This window comes from Agrobacterium sp. O3.4 (assembly GCF_041414895.1).
Classification (GTDB): domain Bacteria; phylum Pseudomonadota; class Alphaproteobacteria; order Rhizobiales; family Rhizobiaceae; genus Agrobacterium; species Agrobacterium cucumeris.
In genome coordinates this window covers 672,100-690,475 of record NZ_JALPZP010000002.1, presented here as the reverse complement: position 1 = coordinate 690,475, position 18,376 = coordinate 672,100, and the positions used below count along the sequence as shown (strand labels likewise).

Genomic DNA, 18,376 nt, shown 5'->3' with positions numbered 1-18,376 from the left:
CCAACCTATTGATTATTGCGGCGATGTAAACGCTCGTTTTCAGCAAATCGTGTCAGGACGACCACCAGAATTTCCGAAGATCGTCGCTCCAGTCGCTATGACCCAACGCTTGTCATGAGATAATGACCCACCCCCCAGACGTCACCGCCGTCATGGCCGAAAAGCCCGGCGGTTGCCAGAAAGAACAGTCGCCAGCGCCGTTCCCACAAGCGCGCATCAACGCCGTAAACCCGCCGCAGGATCGGTCGTATATGCTCGATCTCCCGGTCGAAATTCGCCAGCCAGTCGAGCGCTGTCCGACGATAATGCGATCCCGACCAGCGCCATTCCCGTTCGACGGTGAAAAGCGTGTCGAAACGATGGGGAAGATCGAAGGCAGGCATGATGCCGCCGGTGAAGAAATGCTGCGCGATCCAGTCTGCCGGATTATTGTGGTCAAAACGGTAGGATCGGTCACGGTGATTAAAGACGTGCAGGAAAAAGCGGCCTTCCGGCTTCAGCCATGCATGAACACGCTCAAACAATGCGCGCCAGTTGGACATGTGCTCGAACATTTCCACCGAGACGACGCGATCGAAACGCGCGCCAACGGTGAAATCATTCATATCGGCGGTCACTACCGACAGATTGGAAAAGCCGCGCTCCCGGGCGCAGCCGATTATATATTCGCGTTGCGATGCGGAATTTGAGACGGACGTGATCCGCGCGTTGGGAAAACGCCCCGCCATATAAAGGGAAAGCGAGCCCCAGCCGCAGCCGAGTTCGAGAATGTCCATACCATCCTGCAACCCGGCATGGGACACGGTCTCGGCCAGCGCAGCAGTTTCCGCCTCATCAAGGGTCGTCGCGGCATCGGGATAATAACAGCAGGAATATTTGCGCTGGCCCCCAAGAACGAGCGCGAAAAATTCCGCCGGGACCTCGTAGTGCTGCCTGTTCGCCTCGTCGGTATGGCTGGCAATGGGGAATTTCGCCATATCGGCCGCAAAAACCAATTCGGCATCGGCCGGGATTTTTGCAAGCCGCCGTTTCGTTCTTGCGCAGAGCATATCTATCCCGGCGAGAGTGACGCTGTCGTTAAGCGGCGTACGTTCCGCGGCATTGATGGCGAAGGAGAGCATGTTCATGGCGTTTCCTCGTTCTTGCGCGGCCCCGGAAAGAAAGCGTTGACGCGGCGTTGCAGGGCGCGGAATTTTTCCCCGCGCGATTTCAGCATGTGCTCTTCAAGCGGCGGAATGCCGGAGACATGGACGAGCAGCCAGTACATCATGACCGGTGCGGCGAGCGAGGCCCATGACAAGGCGTGGGCCTGAACCGCCAGCAACGGCAGGCTGCACCAGAAGAGCCATTCGAAGAAATAATTGGGATGGCGGGAATAACGCCAGAGACCGGTTTCACACACGCCGGTTTTTGCTTCAGGGGTTTTCCTGAATTTCGATAGCTGTGCGTCCGAGAGAGCTTCCCCTGCCAGCGCTGCAACGGCAATCATGGTGGCAAGAAGGTCGAGAACACGCAGGAAACTCTGGCCATTACTGGCCGCAAGGTAAACCGCCAGAACAAGCACGAAGGCGGCAATGGCCTGTATCTGGAGGAAGATGAAAAGTCGCAGGGAGGCCGCGCTGCCCCATTTTTCGATGAGTTTCGCATAACGCGGATCTTCCCCGCCGCCCCGCGTGCGCAGGCCGATATGGCCGGCAAGCCGCAGGGACCAGACGGCAATAAGCAAAAATACGATGGCGCGTCGCCCGCCGTCTCCTTCCGCCAGTAAAACAGCCAAGACGCCTCCGAGCCCCACGCTTGCCGACCAGACGGTGTCGATCCAGCCGCTAGAGCCGGTTGCTCTCTGTAATGCCCACGCTCCGGCCATGAGCAGCGACATGAGAATGGCAAGCATCAAGATCACAGAAAACATCACTACTTCGCTCACCGTTTTGAACAGATCGAGGCCGGGTGTCCGTGATGGCAAATACGAGCGAACCGGCAAAAGAGTTTCAGGGTTCGGAAAAAAATCAAAAAAACTGCCGGCCGCTGAAACTTATCAGGCGCCGGCCTCGTATCTGCGCTGTCCCAGGGCAAATTTCTGTAATGCGATAGCGAGGATAGATGACCGACACCGAAGCAACACGAGGACATAGCCGGCGGCGCATCGCCATAGTGGGAACAGGAATTTCCGGCCTGTCGGCGGCCTGGCTTTTGTCGCAACGGCACGATATCACGGTCTTCGAGGCGGCGGATCGCATCGGCGGCCACACCAACACGGTAACATTCAATACGGATAATGGGCCGGTTCACGTCGATACCGGCTTCATCGTTTATAACGAATCGACCTATCCCAATCTCACCGCGCTTTTTCAGACACTGGACGTGCCGACCGCGGCCTCCAACATGTCTTTCGCCGTTTCGCTGAACAATGGCAGCTTTGAATATTCCGGCGGAAACGGTCTTGGCCTGCTGGCACAAAAGAGAAATGCGCTACGACCTCGTTTCTGGTCGATGCTGGCGGACCTGCTGCGGTTCTACCGCAACGCTCCGCGAGACCTGCATGTGATGGGCGACGTGTCTCTCGACGACTATCTCACGCGCAATCGCTACGGGGCGGCCTTCCGCGACGATCATCTTTACCCCATGGCCGCGGCCATATGGTCCACGCCGGCGATGGAGGTCGGTCGTTATCCAGCGGCACATTTCATCAAATTCTGCCGCAATCACGGTCTGCTGCTGCTACGCAATCGGCCGGTCTGGCGCACCGTCGTCGGTGGCGCACACGAATATGTAAAACGCATCACCGCACCGTTTGCGGATCGAATTCGTCTCTCGACGCCGGTGACGCGCATCCACCGCCTGCCTGACGGCATCGAAATCATCACTGCGGAGGGCGAAACCGCTCGCTTCGATGACGTGGTGATCGCAACCCATGCGGATCAGGCGCTCGATATGCTTGTGGATACAACGCGCGCCGAACGGCGCATTCTCGGCGCCTTTACCTACACCCGAAACCGCGCCGTGCTTCACACCGACAGCAGCTTCATGCCGCGCCGGCGCGCTGCCTGGTCAAGCTGGAACTATGTGGCCGACAAGAGCATTGAAGCTCGTCAACCGAGCATCACCTACTGGATGAACAGGCTGCAGCCGCTGGGCAAAACCCCTGATACTTTTGTAACGCTGAACCCGGCGCGGGAACCGGATCAAGGAAAAATCATCGCCGAGGAAACCTATCACCACCCGGTTTTTGACGCTGGCACCGAACAGATGCGTCAGGAATTATGGGCCTTGCAGGGCCTGCGAAACACCTGGTTCTGCGGCGCCTATTTCGGCTCTGGTTTTCATGAAGACGGCCTTCAGGCGGGCCTTGCGGTTGCCGAAGATCTTGGCGGCGTATCCCGCCCATGGAAGGTTGCGGACGACAGCGGCCGGATCATTCGCCTGGATTTGGCGGCGATTGCGACGGACACACAACTCATGGAGGCAACGTCATGACGCCTCCCCTCACATCGGCGCTTTTCCCGGGCCACGTGACCCATGCGCGTTTCAAGCCAAAAACCCACAAACTGGACTACCGGATTTATTCGCTGCTTCTCGATCTCGATGAGTTGGAGACGCTCGACCGGAAATTGCGGTTTTTCTCTGTCGACCGTTTCAACCTGTTTTCATTTCATCGCAAGGATCGCGGCAACGGTGACAACACGATCGGGCTGCGCCAGCAGATAGAAACGGCCATGGCGGCGGCGGGCATGGCCGCCGATGGCGGACCCATCCGCCTGCTTACCATGCCGCGCCTGCTTGGCTGGGCCTTCAACCCGCTCAGCGTGTTCTTCTGCCACGGGCGCGACATGTCACTTAAAGCCATCCTCTGGCAGGTCGACAACACCTTCGGCCAAAGACACTCCTATCTGATCCCGGTAGAGGCCGGCGCGGGGACAGAGATCGTCCAGCGATGCGACAAGGCCTTTTATGTCTCGCCCTTCATGGACATGAACCTCCACTATGTTTTCCGCGTCGTCCCGCCCGGTGACAGGCTGAAGATCGTCATTGAAACTTTCGACGATGAAGGCGCCGTCCTGACAGCCCGCCATTTTGCCCGAAGGGTCGAGCTGACTGATGGCGCGCTGCTGAAAGCCTTCGTCGCCATCCCCTTTCTCACGCTGAAAGTCGTTGTCGGCATTCACTGGGAAGCCCTGAAAATCTGGCTGAAGGGCGTGCGGCTGAGAAAACGTCCGCTGCCACCCGTCGAGCCCATCTCCTTCGTTTCCCCTTCATCGTCGCAAATCGAGGCCAGAATTCATGACCCCGTTTGAAAATCTCTCCGAGTTACCGGCGCAGAATACCCGCCTCAAGGGCCGCACAGGCATGGGCATATGGCTCATCAACCGGCTGCTGAACAATATCGACCGGGGACGGCTGCGCGTCGTCCTTCCTGGCGGCGGAACCGTCGAAAAATCAGGAAAATCGGAAGGCAGCGACGCCGTTATCGTGCTGCATAACTGGCGGGCAATCCGCAGGCTGCTCGTTAACGGCGATATCGGCTTCGCGGAAGGCTTTATCGAGAATGACTGGTCTACGCCTGACCTGACGGCGCTCATCCGTTTCGCCGCTCAAAATCGCGAGGCATTTGCAAGGTCGATGCGCGGCAGCCTGCCCATGCGCCTCATCAACCGGCTTGCACACGGGCTGAATGCCAATACCCGACGCGGCAGCCGCCGCAATATCGAGGCGCATTACGATCTCGGCAACGAGTTTTACCGGCAATGGCTCGACCCCTCGATGCTCTATTCGTCGGCGATTTTCGACGGCACGACACCCAGCCTTGAGGCCGCGCAACGTAAGAAACTCGAGCGCATTGCGGAAAAACTCCAGTTAACCGGCAACAAGAGCGTATTGGAAATCGGCTGCGGCTGGGGTGCGCTCGCCATCCACCTCGCCACGCAGCACAATGCCAGCGTGACCGGCATCACCCTGTCCCCGTCCCAGTTGAACTGGGCGAAAAATGCGGTGGAAAAAGACGGCAAGGCCAGCCGGATCGATCTCAGATTGCAGGACTACCGCGACGTGACCGGCCAATTCGACAATATCGTCTCCGTGGAAATGTTTGAAGCGGTCGGTGAAGCCTACTGGCCAAGTTATTTCGAAACGCTGAAACGCTGCCTGAAACCCGGCGGCCGTGCGGTGCTGCAAATCATCTCCATCGAGGAAAACCGCTTCGATACCTATCGGCGCAAGGCAGATTTCATCCAGAAATACATCTTTCCCGGCGGTTTCCTGCCCTCCGATTCAGCGCTCGAAAAAGCCGTCGGGCAAGCCGGCCTGAAGCTCACGGAGACAGAACTTTTCGGCCAGTCCTATGCGCTCACGCTTTCGGAGTGGCGTCAGCGTTTCCATGCCCGGTGGCAGACGATTTCACTGCTTGGATTCGACGACCGCTTCCGGCGGCTCTGGGATTATTACCTCTGCTATTGCGAAGCAGGTTTTGCCGAAGGGACCATAAATGTCGGCCTGTACACGATAGAACAAGGATAAGGCGGGGCCAACCGGTGGAGAAAGACAATGAAAATCATGAGATTGGCAATTGTATCTGCCCTGTCCCCGATGCTGGTCGGCTTCGGTGCGACAGCGGCGGAGATCGACGGCAACTGGGCGCGCGGCGACGGCAAGGCAAAAGTGCTGATCGCGCCCTGCGGTGAAAAAATATGCGCCACAAACACCTGGATCAAACCCGGCACGCCGAAGGAGAAGACCGGCGACCGCCTGATCATGGACATCAAAGAGAGCGAGGCGGGCATCTATTCCGGCACCGCCTTCGATCCTCAGCGGGACAAATCCTACAGGATAACAGTCACCCTTGCCGGCAATAACATGACCACGAAGGGCTGTATCGTCGCCGGCCTTCTGTGCAAGGGCATAAGCTGGACCCGGATCGACTAGCGCAGATCACGCGCCGTTCCGCCTATTAATTGCATTGTCTGCCGAACGAAAAAAACTCGCCGCCTTCTCAATGCCCGGCAAAGGAAAACACCGATGAAGACCTATTTCGCAGCCTATTTTTTCACGCTCGTCGCGTTTCTGGTGATCGATTTCATCTGGCTGAGCACCATGGCGTCGCGTCTTTACCGCCCGGCTATCGGCGATCTCCTGGCGGAAAATTTCCGGCTCGCTCCAGCGGTCGTCTTCTACCTCATCTACGCCGGCGGGCTGACCTTTCTTGCCGTGCGCCCGGCCCTGCTTTCCGGTGAATGGACGACGGCGCTGCTTTACGGCGCGATTGTCGGTTTCATGGCCTACGCCACCTATGATCTGACCAATCAGGCGACGTTGAAGAACTGGCCAACCACCCTCACCATTGCCGATCTTCTTTGGGGGACCTTCGTTTCCGCCGCAGCGGCGATCATCGGTTACCTCGTCACGGTGCGCCTCCTCGGCCCGCTGGAAAATTCGACGGGCATATCATGACGACGCTTCCTCTCGGCTACGGCGCAAGTGCGGCCCTCCTGTGGGGGTCCCATCGTGAACTTCCTCTTCCTCGTCCCTTGTCTTCGTGTGAAAGACGACCTTATAAAGGAAGCGCAGCAAGGAAGGTTCGAATGCAGGGCACAGAGATAGCAAGCCTAATCAACCGTGTCGGCATGGGTGATCGTTCAGCATTCGTTTCGCTCTACCAGGCAACCAGTCCGAAGCTTTTCGCGATCTGCCTGAAGATCCTGCGGGACAGAACCGAAGCCGAAGAGGCGCTGCAGGAAATCTATATCAAGGTGTGGCAGCGCGCCCGCACATTCGCCGCAAGCGCCGGCAAGCCGGCCACATGGCTTGCCGCCATCGCCCGCAACCACGCGATCGACACGATCCGGGCCCGTAAACCCATAAGCGATGATATTGATGAGGCCTATGAGCTGGCCGACGATGGCATTCGCGATCCTGAACAGCAGGTCGTTCTGGCGGACGAAGGCCGCAGGATCGAGGATTGCATGCGTGAACTTGAAACTGTTCACGCAAAGGCGGTACGCCGAGCCTATGTTGAGGGTTTAAGCTATCTCGAACTGGCAGATGAATTGCGCGTGCCACTGAACACGGTCAGAACGTGGCTGCGGCGCAGTCTTCTCAAACTCAGAGAGTGCATGCAGCGATGACAACGGGCGACCAGAGCGGCGGAATGTACTCGCGCGACGAAATCCTCGCCGGCGAATATGTGCTGGGCGTCCTGCCACTCGAAAAGCGCCGCGAACTGGAGCGGCGTATTGAGGACGACAGGGTCTTCGCGCAACTGGTGCAGCGTTGGGAGCAGGAATTTTCCGACTTCAATGCCGATTATGAAGAGCAGGTACCGAATGCGGCTGTTCTTGCTCGCATCGAAGAGCGCCTGTTCGGCAGCAGGGATATCAACGCCAACGGCAGCCTGTGGAATTCCGCGTCCTTCTGGCGCTGGATATCGGTTGCCACCAGCGCGACCGCCGTGGCCGCCGTCGTCTACGCCGCCTTTCCCGAAAAACGGCAGGGCGTCACCCCGCTGGTGGCGGAACTTGCGACAACCGACAGCCAGGTCAATCTGCTTGCCTCCTATGACGCGGAATCCGGACGGATGCGCATCATCCCCGTCGCAACCGGTAAGACGGACGAAAAATCACTGGAACTGTGGCTGGTCATGGATGGCGGCAAGACGCGCTCGCTGGGCGTGTTCCAGCCCGGCACGTCTGGCGATCTCATCATCCCCGCCGATATGCGCAGCACAATCACGGAAGGCACGACCTTCGCGATCAGCGTGGAGCCCTTCGGCGGATCGCCAACCGGTCAGGCAACCGGCCCAGTTATCGCCGTCGGCAGCGCGCGGCTGTTATAGAAGGCCCTTGCAGCAGCATCCCACGGACCCGGGATTGCTACACCGTTGAGGAGGCATAGGCTCTCCTTGCAAAGGAGAGCCCAACCGATCAGATCCGGGCGCCACCGGTTGCATCTATCATCTGTCCCGTCGTCCAACGCGCATCGTTCGATGCGAGGAAAGCAATGACGTCGGCAATATCCTCCGCTCGTCCGACACGCGAGAAGACCGAGAGGGCTTCCGCACCGGCGCGCGCATCAGGCGATGCCAGCCACTCGGCATTCATATCCGTTTCCGTCACACCCGGTAGCACGGCATTGACTGTAATTCCGCGCGCTGCAAATTCAGGTGCCAGTGCAAGCGTCAATGTCTCAAGCGCGCCTTTGGAAGCAGCGTAGGCGGGATGCGTCGGCGCCGCGATCCGTGTAAACCCGGTCGAGACATTGATGATCCGGCCGTTCTCGCGAATATGGTCGGCGACCGCCTGGATCAGGAAGAACGGCGCCTTGTAGTTAATCGTCATCACCTCGTCGAAAACAGACTCGCTCGTCTGCTTCAACGGCAATGCAGGCGCGATGCCGGCATTGTTCACCAGTATGTCGAAACCGGACGAACCCGTCTCGTTACGCGCCGCTTCACTGAACTGCGCCCACAGGCTGTCGGCCGCCTCCTTACCCTGTCTGAGGTCGGCCTTCACCGCGACGGCCTTGACGCCAAGCGCCTCGATGTCGCGTACCGTTGCATTGGCCGCATCCAAATTGGCGGTGTAGTGAACGCCAATCAAGGCGGCGCCCTCCCTGGCAAAAGCGAGGCCAACTGCCCGGCCGATACCGCGTGAACTTCCAGTAATAAGGGCTATTTTGCCTGCGAGACGCTTGGACATGGATCACTCCGTTGCTAAAATAAATAGTGATCCCTACAATAAGAGCTGAAATACGTCTGTCAACAATTTAATAGGGATCGCTATTTTAATGGAGAAGCCAGTCCGCAAACGCGGCAGACCCCGCATGTTCGACCGCGATATTGGCCTCGACATCGCGGCCCGGCTGTTCTGGGAACATGGCTACGAAGGGACATCGATCGCCGATCTTACGAGGTCGATGGGTATCAATCCGCCAACTCTCTATTCCACCTTCGGCTCAAAGGAAGAATTGTACCGTCAGGCGCTCGACTTCAGCATTGCCCGTGAAAACAGCCGCCGGTCGAACATCCTGCAATCGGATCTTCCGGTTTATGAAGCCTTGAGGCTCTATCTTTACGATATCGCTGACGGAGACACCCAGCCGGACAAACCGCCCGGCTGCATGGTCTCGACGGCCGTCCTGCAACATGCGCAAGAAAATGCATCCGTGGCGCGGATGACGGCATCCTTGCGCGAAACGTCAATGCAGACACTCAAAGCCCGTTTCGACCGCGCCGTCGAGGAAGGGGCGTTGCCTGCAAATACTGATACCGACACGCTCGCACGCTTTTATGGCGCGATCATCCAGGGCATGTCCGCCCAGGCTTGCGACGGCGCCTGCAATGCCTTGCTGAAACGGCTGATCGACCTTGCACTTGTGGCCTGGCCTGGAAAACGTCAGACCTCCGCAGAGACGCAGATTAGGAGCACTTAACCACGCAATCACCAATCCGCGACTGACAATTGGACCGCGCTTACTTGTGCGTTTATGCCCGTTCAGGAAAGTGGGACAGGTGAAATCATGGTTTTGCCACCGCCCGAAGCGCCTTCGCCAGTTTCTTGATGGCCTCTTCTATCTCGAGAGGTGTGTATGCAGCAAAACCCATCAGGAAACCGGCCTTCGGGTCACCGGCAGCGTATAGACCCGATAACCCCAGAAGCTCGATACCCACGCGCCGTGCCGCATCGATGGCAGAGCGTTCCGAAAGTTCACCAGTCAATACACAGGACATTTGCAGCCCACCAACGGGAACATGCGGCTCGATGAAATCCGACAGATGCTTGCTGGCGAGACGAGCCAATACGTCGAGCCGTTCGGCGTAGATGCCGCGCATGGCGCGTACATGTGCTCCGAAATGCCCACCTTCCATAAAGCGGGCGAGCGTCAGCTGCGCCATCGGCGCCGTATGACCGTCCAGCAATGTGCGCGCAACGGTCATCGGCTTGACGAGCTGGGACGGCAACACGACATAGCCGATCCGCAAACCCGGAAAGAGCGATTTGGTGAAGGTGCCGATGTAGATAGTCCGGTCGTGGGGATCCAGACCTTGCACACAGGCAGTTGGCTTGCCCGCGTAATGAAATTCACTGTCATAGTCGTCTTCGATGATCCACATCTGATGCCGGGCCGCCCATTCAATCAGCGCCAGACGACGGTCCAGAGCCAGCGTCGCACCAGTCGGAAATTGATGGGATGGGGTCAGGAAAATCGCCTTGGCCCGGCGCGGGTGAGCCATGATCTGCTCGACGACGACGCCCTGCCGGTCGACAGGGATAGAAACACATTCCAGTCCCGCTGCATCGAACGCCTTGCGCGCGCCGTAATAGGCGGGATCTTCGATGAATATCCGATCGCCGGGATCAAGCAGCATGTTGGCGCACAACGACATAGCCTGCTGCGAACTGGTCAATACCAGCACCCTGTCGGCGGTCGCGCGTGCGCCCCGCTCAAGGTTGACATAATCGGCGATGGCGCGCCGAAGCGGTTCTGCTCCCTGCGGGTCACCGTGAAGCAGAGTTTGTGCGCCAACCTCCTTGCGAACCTGCCGTTCGAGACGCTCCCAGATCTGAAGCGGAAAGGTGCGCGTCTCCGGTATCCCGTGAGCGAACGGCCGCGGTGACAGCATCTCGCGAACACCGCCGCTGCGAAACATGGCCGCTCCCCGCCTGCTGAGACTGGGGGCCTGACTGCGCAGGAGCATGGCCTGCCGGGAAAGACGGGGCCCGGGCATGAACTCCGTCATCTCCGCGACGAAGCTGCCGCTGCCAACACGCCGGTCGATGAAACCTTCGGCGTGAAGCTGGGCATAGGCCGCTTCGATCGTATCACGCGATACCTCCAGCGATTTGGCGAGCGCGCGTGAGGCGGGCAACGGCCTGCCCGGCCCCAATGCACCACCGACAATCAATTGGCGGATCGCCCTTTGAATCCGCACGTGAAGCGGCATGGCGGCATGGGCTGGATCGGCAATCCAAGCCTTTACGGTTTCGAGTTGGGAATGCTTGAACAAATGGTCTGCTCGCATCGTCAAAATTGGCTGGGTTAATCAGTCCATTAATGGACTAAATGTCAATGCGCCTTGTTCACGGCCTACGCAAACTGCAGGAGATTTCCCAGACTATGCCACCGCATTTCTCGCCTTCATCCGTCCGCCTTGACGACCTTCCCCATCCCGTTGTTGCGGGATTGATCTCCGTCATCGTCAACTATGGCGGCACGTTCATCCTGGTCTTTCAGGCAGCGAAGATTGCAGGCCTGAGCCCACAACTCACGGCATCCTGGGTGTGGTCGATCTCGATCGGCGTCGGATTGACTGGGCTTTTCCTCAGCCTGTGCTATCGCGAACCGATCATCACGGCATGGTCGACACCGGCTGCGGCATTTCTCGTCACCGCGCTGGCGGGAACACCATATGCCGAGGCAATTGGCGCTTACATGATCTCTGCGGCGGCCTTCGTCGTGCTCGGCGTATCCGGCTACTTCGAGAAAGTCATCCGCCTGATCCCACCCGGTATCGCCTCAGGTTTGCTTGCCGGCATTCTGCTGCAATTCGGCATCGGAGCCTTCGCTGGTGCAAGTGTCGATCCGCTATTGGTCGGCTCGCTAATCTTCGCCTACGTGGCATTGAAAAGGCTCTCCGCTCGCTACGCAGTGGTCGGTATTCTGGTTCTGGGGCTCGTTTTCCTCCTGGCGCAAGATCGCGTCGATCTGTCCGGCCTCACGCTGAAGTTTGCAGCGCCGGTCTTCACCATGCCGGAATTCTCGTTGAATGCGCTGCTGTCCGTCGCGCTTCCGCTATTCCTGATTACGCTGTCCGGCCAATATATGCCGGGAATGCTGGTCTTGCGGAATGACGGCTTCAAGACAAGCGCCAATCCCATTGTGACCGTGACCGGACTTGGTTCGCTCGCCATGGCTCCTTTCGGCTCCCATGCCTTCAACATCGCAGCGATCACGGCGGCGATCGCCACGGGTAAAGAAGCGCATGACGATCCTTCCAAACGCTGGATTGCCGGAGTTGCCGCTGGCTGTTTCTATATTCTGGTCGGCGTGTTCGGCGTAACGCTGGCTGCCCTCTTCATGGCGTTTCCAGCAACCTTCATCACCACGCTCGCCGGTCTTGCACTTCTTGGTACCATCGGCAGCAGTCTTGCGGCAGCGATGGCAGACCCGAGTTCCCGCGAGGCGGCGCTGATTACCTTCCTCGCATCTGCCGCCAATATCAAATTGCTCGGCATTGGTGGGGCGTTCTGGGGCCTGCTAATCGGCCTCGCCGCCGCCATCGTCCTCAACGGGCAACTGCCGCGGCGCGTACGCCAACCAAAGACAGCAAGCGAAGGAACCTCCAAATGAGCCGCAGACCGCCACCATTTCTCGATCCAGAGCCAAGTCGTGCACAGGGCTCGGGGCAATAGCGCGGCTCTGCCACGCCTGCCCACGGGCCGATCGATACCAGCCGTCACATTAGTCCGACTATAGCGAGTTTCGTGGAAACGCGGCGTTGTGGCACGGGGAAATTCGTCATTCACTGTGCGCGAGAGCTATTGCGATACCTTGCATCACGCCTCGGATTTCGGCGAGGCCCTTCAAGCGTCCGATTAGGGAATAGCCGGGATTGATCCGATCCTTGCCGATATCATCGGCTAGCAGGTGTCCGTGATCCGGACGAAGTGGGATTTGCCAGTCGGCGCGGCCCTCGCCTACGCGCCGCTCCTGCTCCTGCATCAGTGCAAGGATCACCGCCGGCATGTCGCTCGATCCGCCGAGATGATCGGCTTCGTAGAACGAGCCATCATCCTCGCGCTGGACATTGCGGAGGTGCGCGAAGTGAATGCGCGGGCCGAACTCGCGAACCATGGCCGGCAGGTCGTTGTTGGCGCGTGTGCCATATGAGCCGGTGCAAAAAGTGATACCGTTGGCGGGACTATCGACAGCGGAGAGTATGCGTCTGACATCGGCGGCCGTCGAGACGATACGCGGCAGACCATAGAGCGAAAAGGCCGGATCATCGGGGTGGATGCAAAGCCGTATACCGACCTCTTCGGCAACGGGCACGATCTCCCTGAGGAAGCGCGCGAGATTCGCATGCAGGACATCGGCGGCCACACCGTCATATTCGGCGAGCGCGGCGAGAAAGCTCGCTCGGTTGAACTGGCGCTCGGTTGCCGGCAGGCCAGCAATGAGATTGCGCTCGATCCGGTCGATCTTTGCCTGATCCATGCCATCGAGACGCTGACGCGCCGTGAATATCTGCTCTTTGGAGTAACTTTCTTCGACACGCGGCCGCTTCAGCACGAAAAGATCGTAGGCGGCAAAATCAACCGCGTCAAAGCGCAGCGCATAACCGCCATTAGCCAGGGGCTGCATCAGCTCGGTGCGCGTCCAGTCCACCACCGGCATGAAATTGTAGCAGACGATCTCAATGCCAGAGCGCGCCAGTGCCCGCAGTGTGTCCTTGTACCAGCCGATATAGCGCGCGCTGTCTGATGTTCCTAGTTTGATCGAGTTGTGAACCGGGATGCTCTCGACGACGCTCCAGCGCATTCCGGCAGCTTCGATCTGCGCCTTCTGCGCCAGGATTGCGTCGTCAGACCAGGGCGAGCCATCATAAATGTGGTGCAGCGCCGAAACGATCCCCGTAGCGCCTGCCTGCCGGATATGGCTGAGCGGCACCGGATCGTTTGGCCCGTACCAGCGAAAGCACTCTTCCATCAGTCTCATGCAGAACTCCTACCGCTTCAGGTGGCTATTGTTGGACCACAAAGACCGATAATGTCCAATTGGCCCAACAATTCAAGCCTGACATTATGTAATTTTGCGATTTAAGCTCTGATAAGAAAATATTTTGAGAGGTTCTCTTGACTGAGGTTTAAATCTGGACCAACAAATAAGCCATCGCACGGAGGATGATCGGTGAGCAGTTCTGCAAGGGAAGATGCGCTGTCGAGCATGGAGATTGTCGAACCCGGCAAGACCTCGGCGGTCGATCGGCTGGTTGATCAGATCCGCGAGATGATCTCGGAACGCGGCCTTGGGATAGGCGACGCGCTGCCAACCGAGCGCGATCTCGGCGAGCAGTTTCAGACCGGCCGCAACACCGTGCGCGAGGCACTGCAGGTGCTTCGCGCCTTTGGTATGGTCGAGACCAGGCCAAAGGTCGGTGCCGTCATCAGCGGTGGCCATGGCGAGGCAATCCGCCGCCTTTTCGCCTTTCACAACGGTATTTCGCCGGACTCCTTCCGAGATCTGCAGGGCTTCCGTCGCATCATTGAAACCGGCATCGGTGAACACATCATCCTCACCGCAAGCGAAGCGGATTTCGACAGGCTCGACAAGATCAATACGCGAATTCTGGAGGCCGAAAGCGTCGAGGCGGCAGCGCGCTGCGACTATGAATTCCATTCGGCGATCGTCGAACTTTCCGGCAACCGCACGACCCTTGCCGCCTATCACATGCTGCGCTCGGTGATCGAGGAGGTCATGCGGCTCGGCAAGACGGAACGTCCGGTGCATGCGGCAACCTTCGAAACGCATGCGGAGATCGTCCGTGCATTGAGGGCTCGCGATCGCATCGCCTATGTTTACCTGATGAGCCGTCACTTGGAGTTCGGCATCCGTTTTGTCGATGCAGCACCTCGGGGTCAACCGTTGTGATGAGCATATGAGATTTTAGCTGAACCGCTCCCAATGTGGGCGGTGCAGGCAGCCGTTTTCCGGATCCACTCGCCCGTTGGTCCGGCGGTACGAACAGGGCGCTTTGGGAGGAGAACCAATATGAGCAACATGAAACGTCTGGCGCTTGCCGCGCTGCTTGCCACCGTAAGCTTTGCGCCGAATGCTGCATTTGCCGGTGGCAAGGCAATCGCCGGCATCGTTTTTCAGCAGGACCAATATTTCCGTGGCATCCAAATCGGCATGGAAAAGGCGGCGAAAGCTGCCGGTGACGAGCTCCTGGCGGGTAACAGCGATAGCAAGCTCGAGAAGGAAGCCCAGCTGATCGACACCTATATCGCCCGTGGCGTGAACTCGATCGTCGTCGCGCCACTCTCGGCCGACGCCTCGGTGCCTGCACTGAAGAAGGCACGTGACGCCGGTATTACGGTCGTTACCTACGGCACCTCGGCCAATGGCGACGTCGCACAGGCGACAGTGACGAGCTCCGACCGCGATATCGGCATCGGCACCGGTAAGGCCGCGACTGATTTCCTGAAGACACTCGGCAACGGCGAGAAGGTCAAGATCGGCATGCTCGCCTTCAAGGCGCTGCTGCCCGAACAGTCCAATGCCCGCGTCGAGGGTTTCCTGAGCGTCGTTAGTGATCAGGTCGATATCGTTGCCCAGCAGGACGCCTGGCTTGCCGAAAAGGCGCTCGCCGTCGCCAGTGACATGCTGACGGCCAATCCGGGTATCCGCGTCATATATGCCGCCAACGAAGGCGGTACGATTGGCGCCGTCCAGGCCGTGAAGAAGGCCGGCCTGGAAGGCAAGGTCTTCGTCTTCGGCACAGACGGTTCCGAGCAGCTCGCCAACATGCTCCTGAATTCCGACAACGTGCTGCAGGCGACAACGGCACAGCAGCCACTCGAAGTCGGCAAGCAGGCGATCGAGGCGGCGCAGAACCTGCTCGACGGCAAGAAGATCGAGACCAAGGTCAACGTGCCGGTGCTGCCTCTGACACGCGCCAACGCCGAAGGCATCGCTGCCTACAAGGAAGGCCTGAAGGCCCTGAAATAGGGCCAGGACGTGAGCCGCGTGGCGGGTTTTGCCCGCCGCGCCTTCGCACCCGACAGCAGGAAATCCGTATGAGCAATCCGCAATTGAGGTCAGCCGCGTTGCAAGGGGCGCAGGGACGGCTGGACTTTCAGGCCGTGACCAAGCGTTATGGCCCGACGGTCGCCCTTTCCGAGTTCACCCACAGTTTCGCGCCGGGCCAGGTGCATGCCCTGATGGGCAAGAACGGCTCCGGTAAGTCGACGCTTGTCAAACTTCTTGCCGGTGTCACCGAACCGACATCCGGTACGATCAGCGTCAATGGCGAGGATCGCCGCTTCACGTCGCCGCATGACGCTTTCGCAGCCGGCATCGTCACCGTGCACCAGGAGCTTTCGCTGGTGCCGGAGCTTTCGGTCGGCGAAAACATCTTTCTCGGACGCCTCCCTCATCGCCGCCGCGCCGGTTTCAGCGTCGTGGACTGGGAGGGGCTCCATCGCCGCGCCGGCGAACTGCTCGCCGACATGGGGCTCACGATCGATTCCCGTCAGCCGGTGTCCGCGCTCAGCGTCGGTCAGCAGCAGGTGGTGGAGATCGTCAAGGCGATGTCCTTCAATCCGTCGATCCTGCTTCTGGACGAGCCGACTTCGGCGCTTGCTTCCCGCGAGGTCAAACAGCTCTTCGCACTCATCGAACGCCTGCGCGCCCGCGGCGTAACGATGATTTACATCACCCACCGGATGAGTGAGCTTTTCGAAATCGCCGATACCTGCACGGTGATCCGCGATGGCCATTACATCGGCGCGGTTGCGATGAAAGAGACGACGCCATCGGCCATCGTCGGCATGATGTTCGGCGATGCCGCACGCGCCACACGCCCGCCACGGCGAACACTCGATCGCGCCGAGCCGGTGCTTGAGGTCCGCAACCTCAGTCGATCCGGGCATTTCCAGGATGTCTCCTTTGATCTTTACCCCGGCGAAATCCTCGGCATTGCGGGCCTGCTCGGCGCCGGCCGCACCGAGCTGATGCGGGCAATCTTCGGTGCTGACCCGGTTGACGGCGGTTCAGTGATGTTCAACGGCCGTGATATGACCGGTGCCAGCCCACGCGACATGCGCAAGGCCGGTCTCGGCTACACCCCGGAAAACCGCAAGGAAGTCGGCCTCGTGCAATCGCTCTCGACGGCCGACAATCTCTGCATGGCGAGCCTTGGTCCGATCTCCAGCGGAGGTTTCATTTCCCGTCGGCGCGAACAGCCGTTTGTCCGCCGCCAGATCACGGCGCTCCACATCAAGTGTGGTGACCCCGAACTGCCCGTGTCGTCGCTGTCAGGCGGCAACCAGCAGAAAGTGGTGATCGGCAAGTGGCTAAACCGGCAGCCTTCGGTGATGTTCTTTGACGAACCGAGCCGCGGCGTCGACGTTCAGGCGAAGAGCCAGATCTTCGATATCATCTGGCAGAAGGCGGCTGACGGTCTTGCCAGCATTTTTGTCTCGACGGAACTCGAGGAAGTCCTCGAAGTGGCTGACCGCATTCTCGTCATGCACCACGGCGAAGTCGTTGCCGAGGTGGACCCGGCAAAAACCGACCTTACCGAACTTTACGGCCTATGCATGGAAGGGGCCAGACAATGACGCTTGTAAACCCGACAACGGAAGCCCGTGGCCAGAATACGCTGCTCAAGCTTCTCAAGACCTACCCGATGGAGATCATCCTCGCGGCACTGGTGATTTTCCTCATCCTGGTTGCGCCCGGCTTTGCCTCGACTGCCAATATGCTCAATGTGCTTCGTACCGTCTCCATGCTTGGCATCATCGCCTTCGGCATGACGGCCGTGATCATTAGCGGCGAGATCGACTTGTCTGTCGGTGCCGGCGCCGCCCTCGCCGGCTGCATCGTCGCCTGGTTCGCGGACCGCTTTGCCGGCGTCCTCGGCGATTGGGGCGCAGTCGCGGTCGGCTTTGCCGTGGCGCTCCTGCTCGGTTTCACGCTCGGCTATCTCACCGGCCGTTTCCGCCAATGGTTTAACGTGCCGACCTTCATCACCACGCTCGCCCTGTTTGCGGCGCTGCGCGGCGTTGCCAACCTCATCACCGGCGGTTTCCCACTGTCGTCCTTCCCGCTCGGCTTCGATTTCCTCGGCGGCGGATACCTCTTCGGCATTCCGTTTCCGGTCTATATATTCGCGCTCACTTTTGCCGTCATGCACTTCCTGATGAAGTACACGAGCTTCGGTCGCGAGGTTTATGCCGTCGGCGGCAATATGGAAGCTGCCCGCCTTTCCGGTATCGACATCTGGAAGGTGAAGGCGCTGACACTGGGCCTCACCGGCGCACTGACGGCCCTTTCAGGCACGTTGATCGCCTCGCAGATTGGCGCTGGAACCGGGACGACGGCCACCGGCATGGAGCTCGACGTCATCGCAGCCGTGATCATCGGTGGCACCTCGCTCTTCGGCGGCAAGGGCCGCATCTGGGGCACTCTCATTGGCGTCCTGTTCCTCGGCTGCATCTCTAATGGCATGACACTGATGAATGTCAGTGAATATTGGCAGTACGTCGTGCGCGGCGGTATCATCCTCGGCGCCGTGCTTCTCAACCAAGTTCTGGAACGGGTGCGTTGAGGCAGACGCCTTGCATATCGCTCCCCTATGAAACTTGATCGTGCTTATGGTTTC

At 59.2% G+C, this 18,376-nt stretch carries 18 protein-coding genes; 13 read left to right on the top strand and 5 right to left on the bottom strand.

Annotation, left to right across the window (positions count from 1 at the left end; translation table 11 throughout):
* Nucleotides 1-95 precede the first annotated feature (95 nt).
* Nucleotides 96-1,127, bottom strand: coding sequence for a cyclopropane-fatty-acyl-phospholipid synthase family protein (locus tag M0412_RS15950; protein WP_269699342.1), 1,032 nt, complete (start codon nt 1,125-1,127; stop codon nt 96-98).
* Nucleotides 1,124-1,912: a DUF1295 domain-containing protein gene (locus M0412_RS15945; protein WP_269699341.1), complete on the bottom strand. Its 789-nt coding sequence runs from the start codon at nt 1,910-1,912 to the stop codon at nt 1,124-1,126. Before M0412_RS15945 ends, M0412_RS15950 begins: the two co-directional genes overlap by 4 nt.
* A gap of 191 nt (nt 1,913-2,103) precedes the next feature.
* On the opposite strand from M0412_RS15945, the gene M0412_RS15940 reads away from it, so the two are divergent.
* The 7 genes from M0412_RS15940 to M0412_RS15910 all read left to right on the top strand — a co-directional run bounded on the left by M0412_RS15940 (nt 2,104) and on the right by M0412_RS15910 (nt 7,825).
* Nucleotides 2,104-3,477 carry an NAD(P)/FAD-dependent oxidoreductase gene (locus M0412_RS15940; protein WP_269699340.1) on the top strand — a complete coding sequence of 458 codons (1,374 nt, stop codon included), beginning with the start codon at nt 2,104-2,106 and terminating at the stop codon, nt 3,475-3,477.
* Entirely contained in the window at nt 3,474-4,295 is an 822-nt protein-coding gene (locus M0412_RS15935; RefSeq protein WP_269699339.1) for a DUF1365 domain-containing protein, read from the top strand. Before M0412_RS15940 ends, M0412_RS15935 begins: the two co-directional genes overlap by 4 nt.
* On the top strand, nt 4,282-5,514 hold the full coding sequence (locus M0412_RS15930; protein WP_142843567.1) for a cyclopropane-fatty-acyl-phospholipid synthase family protein: 1,233 nt from the start codon (nt 4,282-4,284) through the stop codon (nt 5,512-5,514). The genes M0412_RS15935 and M0412_RS15930 overlap by 14 nt, the downstream gene beginning before the upstream one ends.
* 27 nt (nt 5,515-5,541) lie before the next feature.
* On the top strand, nt 5,542-5,919 hold the full coding sequence (locus tag M0412_RS15925) for a DUF2147 domain-containing protein (protein WP_269699336.1): 378 nt from the start codon (nt 5,542-5,544) through the stop codon (nt 5,917-5,919).
* 93 nt (nt 5,920-6,012) lie between these two features.
* A complete protein-coding gene (locus M0412_RS15920; RefSeq protein ID WP_269699334.1) occupies nt 6,013-6,444 on the top strand; it encodes a DUF2177 family protein in 432 nt (143 codons plus the stop codon).
* Between the two features lie 131 nt (nt 6,445-6,575).
* Nucleotides 6,576-7,118: a sigma-70 family RNA polymerase sigma factor gene (locus M0412_RS15915; protein WP_269699331.1), complete on the top strand. Its 543-nt coding sequence runs from the start codon at nt 6,576-6,578 to the stop codon at nt 7,116-7,118.
* Nucleotides 7,115-7,825, top strand: a complete 711-nt coding sequence (locus M0412_RS15910; RefSeq protein ID WP_269699330.1) for an anti-sigma factor domain-containing protein — start codon at nt 7,115-7,117, stop codon at nt 7,823-7,825. The genes M0412_RS15915 and M0412_RS15910 overlap by 4 nt, the downstream gene beginning before the upstream one ends.
* A gap of 88 nt (nt 7,826-7,913) precedes the next feature.
* Here the strand turns inward: M0412_RS15910 and M0412_RS15905 are convergent, their stop codons facing one another.
* Nucleotides 7,914-8,687, bottom strand: a complete 774-nt coding sequence (locus M0412_RS15905) for an SDR family oxidoreductase (RefSeq protein ID WP_142843572.1) — start codon at nt 8,685-8,687, stop codon at nt 7,914-7,916.
* Nucleotides 8,688-8,775: 88 nt separating this feature from the next.
* On the opposite strand from M0412_RS15905, the gene M0412_RS15900 reads away from it, so the two are divergent.
* Nucleotides 8,776-9,420, top strand: coding sequence for a TetR/AcrR family transcriptional regulator (locus tag M0412_RS15900; RefSeq protein ID WP_269699328.1), 645 nt, complete (start codon nt 8,776-8,778; stop codon nt 9,418-9,420).
* An 85-nt stretch (nt 9,421-9,505) separates the two neighbouring features.
* Here the strand turns inward: M0412_RS15900 and M0412_RS15895 are convergent, their stop codons facing one another.
* Nucleotides 9,506-10,996: a PLP-dependent aminotransferase family protein gene (locus tag M0412_RS15895; protein ID WP_269699326.1), complete on the bottom strand. Its 1,491-nt coding sequence runs from the start codon at nt 10,994-10,996 to the stop codon at nt 9,506-9,508.
* Between the two features lie 110 nt (nt 10,997-11,106).
* Between M0412_RS15895 and M0412_RS15890 the strand changes: the two genes are divergently transcribed.
* Entirely contained in the window at nt 11,107-12,339 is a 1,233-nt protein-coding gene (locus tag M0412_RS15890; protein ID WP_269699325.1) for a benzoate/H(+) symporter BenE family transporter, read from the top strand.
* Nucleotides 12,340-12,507: 168 nt separating this feature from the next.
* On the opposite strand, the gene uxuA is transcribed toward M0412_RS15890, so the two are convergent.
* Nucleotides 12,508-13,698, bottom strand: coding sequence for a mannonate dehydratase (uxuA, locus tag M0412_RS15885; RefSeq protein ID WP_269699529.1), 1,191 nt, complete (start codon nt 13,696-13,698; stop codon nt 12,508-12,510).
* Nucleotides 13,699-13,899: 201 nt separating this feature from the next.
* On the opposite strand from uxuA, the gene M0412_RS15880 reads away from it, so the two are divergent.
* The 4 genes from M0412_RS15880 (at nt 13,900) to M0412_RS15865 (ending at nt 18,322) form a co-directional block, all read left to right on the top strand.
* Nucleotides 13,900-14,640, top strand: coding sequence for a FadR/GntR family transcriptional regulator (locus tag M0412_RS15880; protein WP_269699324.1), 741 nt, complete (start codon nt 13,900-13,902; stop codon nt 14,638-14,640).
* 120 nt (nt 14,641-14,760) lie between these two features.
* A complete protein-coding gene (locus M0412_RS15875) occupies nt 14,761-15,720 on the top strand; it encodes a substrate-binding domain-containing protein (protein WP_269699323.1) in 960 nt (319 codons plus the stop codon).
* A gap of 68 nt (nt 15,721-15,788) precedes the next feature.
* Complete coding sequence (locus M0412_RS15870) at nt 15,789-17,333, top strand: sugar ABC transporter ATP-binding protein (protein ID WP_269699321.1); 1,545 nt, start codon at nt 15,789-15,791, stop codon at nt 17,331-17,333.
* Nucleotides 17,330-18,322: an ABC transporter permease gene (locus tag M0412_RS15865; protein ID WP_161991486.1), complete on the top strand. Its 993-nt coding sequence runs from the start codon at nt 17,330-17,332 to the stop codon at nt 18,320-18,322. Before M0412_RS15870 ends, M0412_RS15865 begins: the two co-directional genes overlap by 4 nt.
* Nucleotides 18,323-18,376: the final 54 nt, after the last annotated feature.

Coding starts and splice junctions, on each gene's coding strand:
- M0412_RS15950 (WP_269699342.1), bottom strand. CDS start 1,127: ATGAACATGCTCTCCTTCGCCATCAATGCCGCGGAACGTACGCCGCTT.
- M0412_RS15945 (WP_269699341.1), bottom strand. CDS start 1,912: ATGTTTTCTGTGATCTTGATGCTTGCCATTCTCATGTCGCTGCTCATG.
- M0412_RS15940 (WP_269699340.1), top strand. CDS start 2,104: ATGACCGACACCGAAGCAACACGAGGACATAGCCGGCGGCGCATCGCC.
- M0412_RS15935 (WP_269699339.1), top strand. CDS start 3,474: ATGACGCCTCCCCTCACATCGGCGCTTTTCCCGGGCCACGTGACCCAT.
- M0412_RS15930 (WP_142843567.1), top strand. CDS start 4,282: ATGACCCCGTTTGAAAATCTCTCCGAGTTACCGGCGCAGAATACCCGC.
- M0412_RS15925 (WP_269699336.1), top strand. CDS start 5,542: ATGAAAATCATGAGATTGGCAATTGTATCTGCCCTGTCCCCGATGCTG.
- M0412_RS15920 (WP_269699334.1), top strand. CDS start 6,013: ATGAAGACCTATTTCGCAGCCTATTTTTTCACGCTCGTCGCGTTTCTG.
- M0412_RS15915 (WP_269699331.1), top strand. CDS start 6,576: ATGCAGGGCACAGAGATAGCAAGCCTAATCAACCGTGTCGGCATGGGT.
- M0412_RS15910 (WP_269699330.1), top strand. CDS start 7,115: ATGACAACGGGCGACCAGAGCGGCGGAATGTACTCGCGCGACGAAATC.
- M0412_RS15905 (WP_142843572.1), bottom strand. CDS start 8,687: ATGTCCAAGCGTCTCGCAGGCAAAATAGCCCTTATTACTGGAAGTTCA.
- M0412_RS15900 (WP_269699328.1), top strand. CDS start 8,776: ATGGAGAAGCCAGTCCGCAAACGCGGCAGACCCCGCATGTTCGACCGC.
- M0412_RS15890 (WP_269699325.1), top strand. CDS start 11,107: ATGCCACCGCATTTCTCGCCTTCATCCGTCCGCCTTGACGACCTTCCC.
- uxuA (WP_269699529.1), bottom strand. CDS start 13,698: ATGGAAGAGTGCTTTCGCTGGTACGGGCCAAACGATCCGGTGCCGCTC.
- M0412_RS15875 (WP_269699323.1), top strand. CDS start 14,761: ATGAGCAACATGAAACGTCTGGCGCTTGCCGCGCTGCTTGCCACCGTA.
- M0412_RS15870 (WP_269699321.1), top strand. CDS start 15,789: ATGAGCAATCCGCAATTGAGGTCAGCCGCGTTGCAAGGGGCGCAGGGA.
- M0412_RS15865 (WP_161991486.1), top strand. CDS start 17,330: ATGACGCTTGTAAACCCGACAACGGAAGCCCGTGGCCAGAATACGCTG.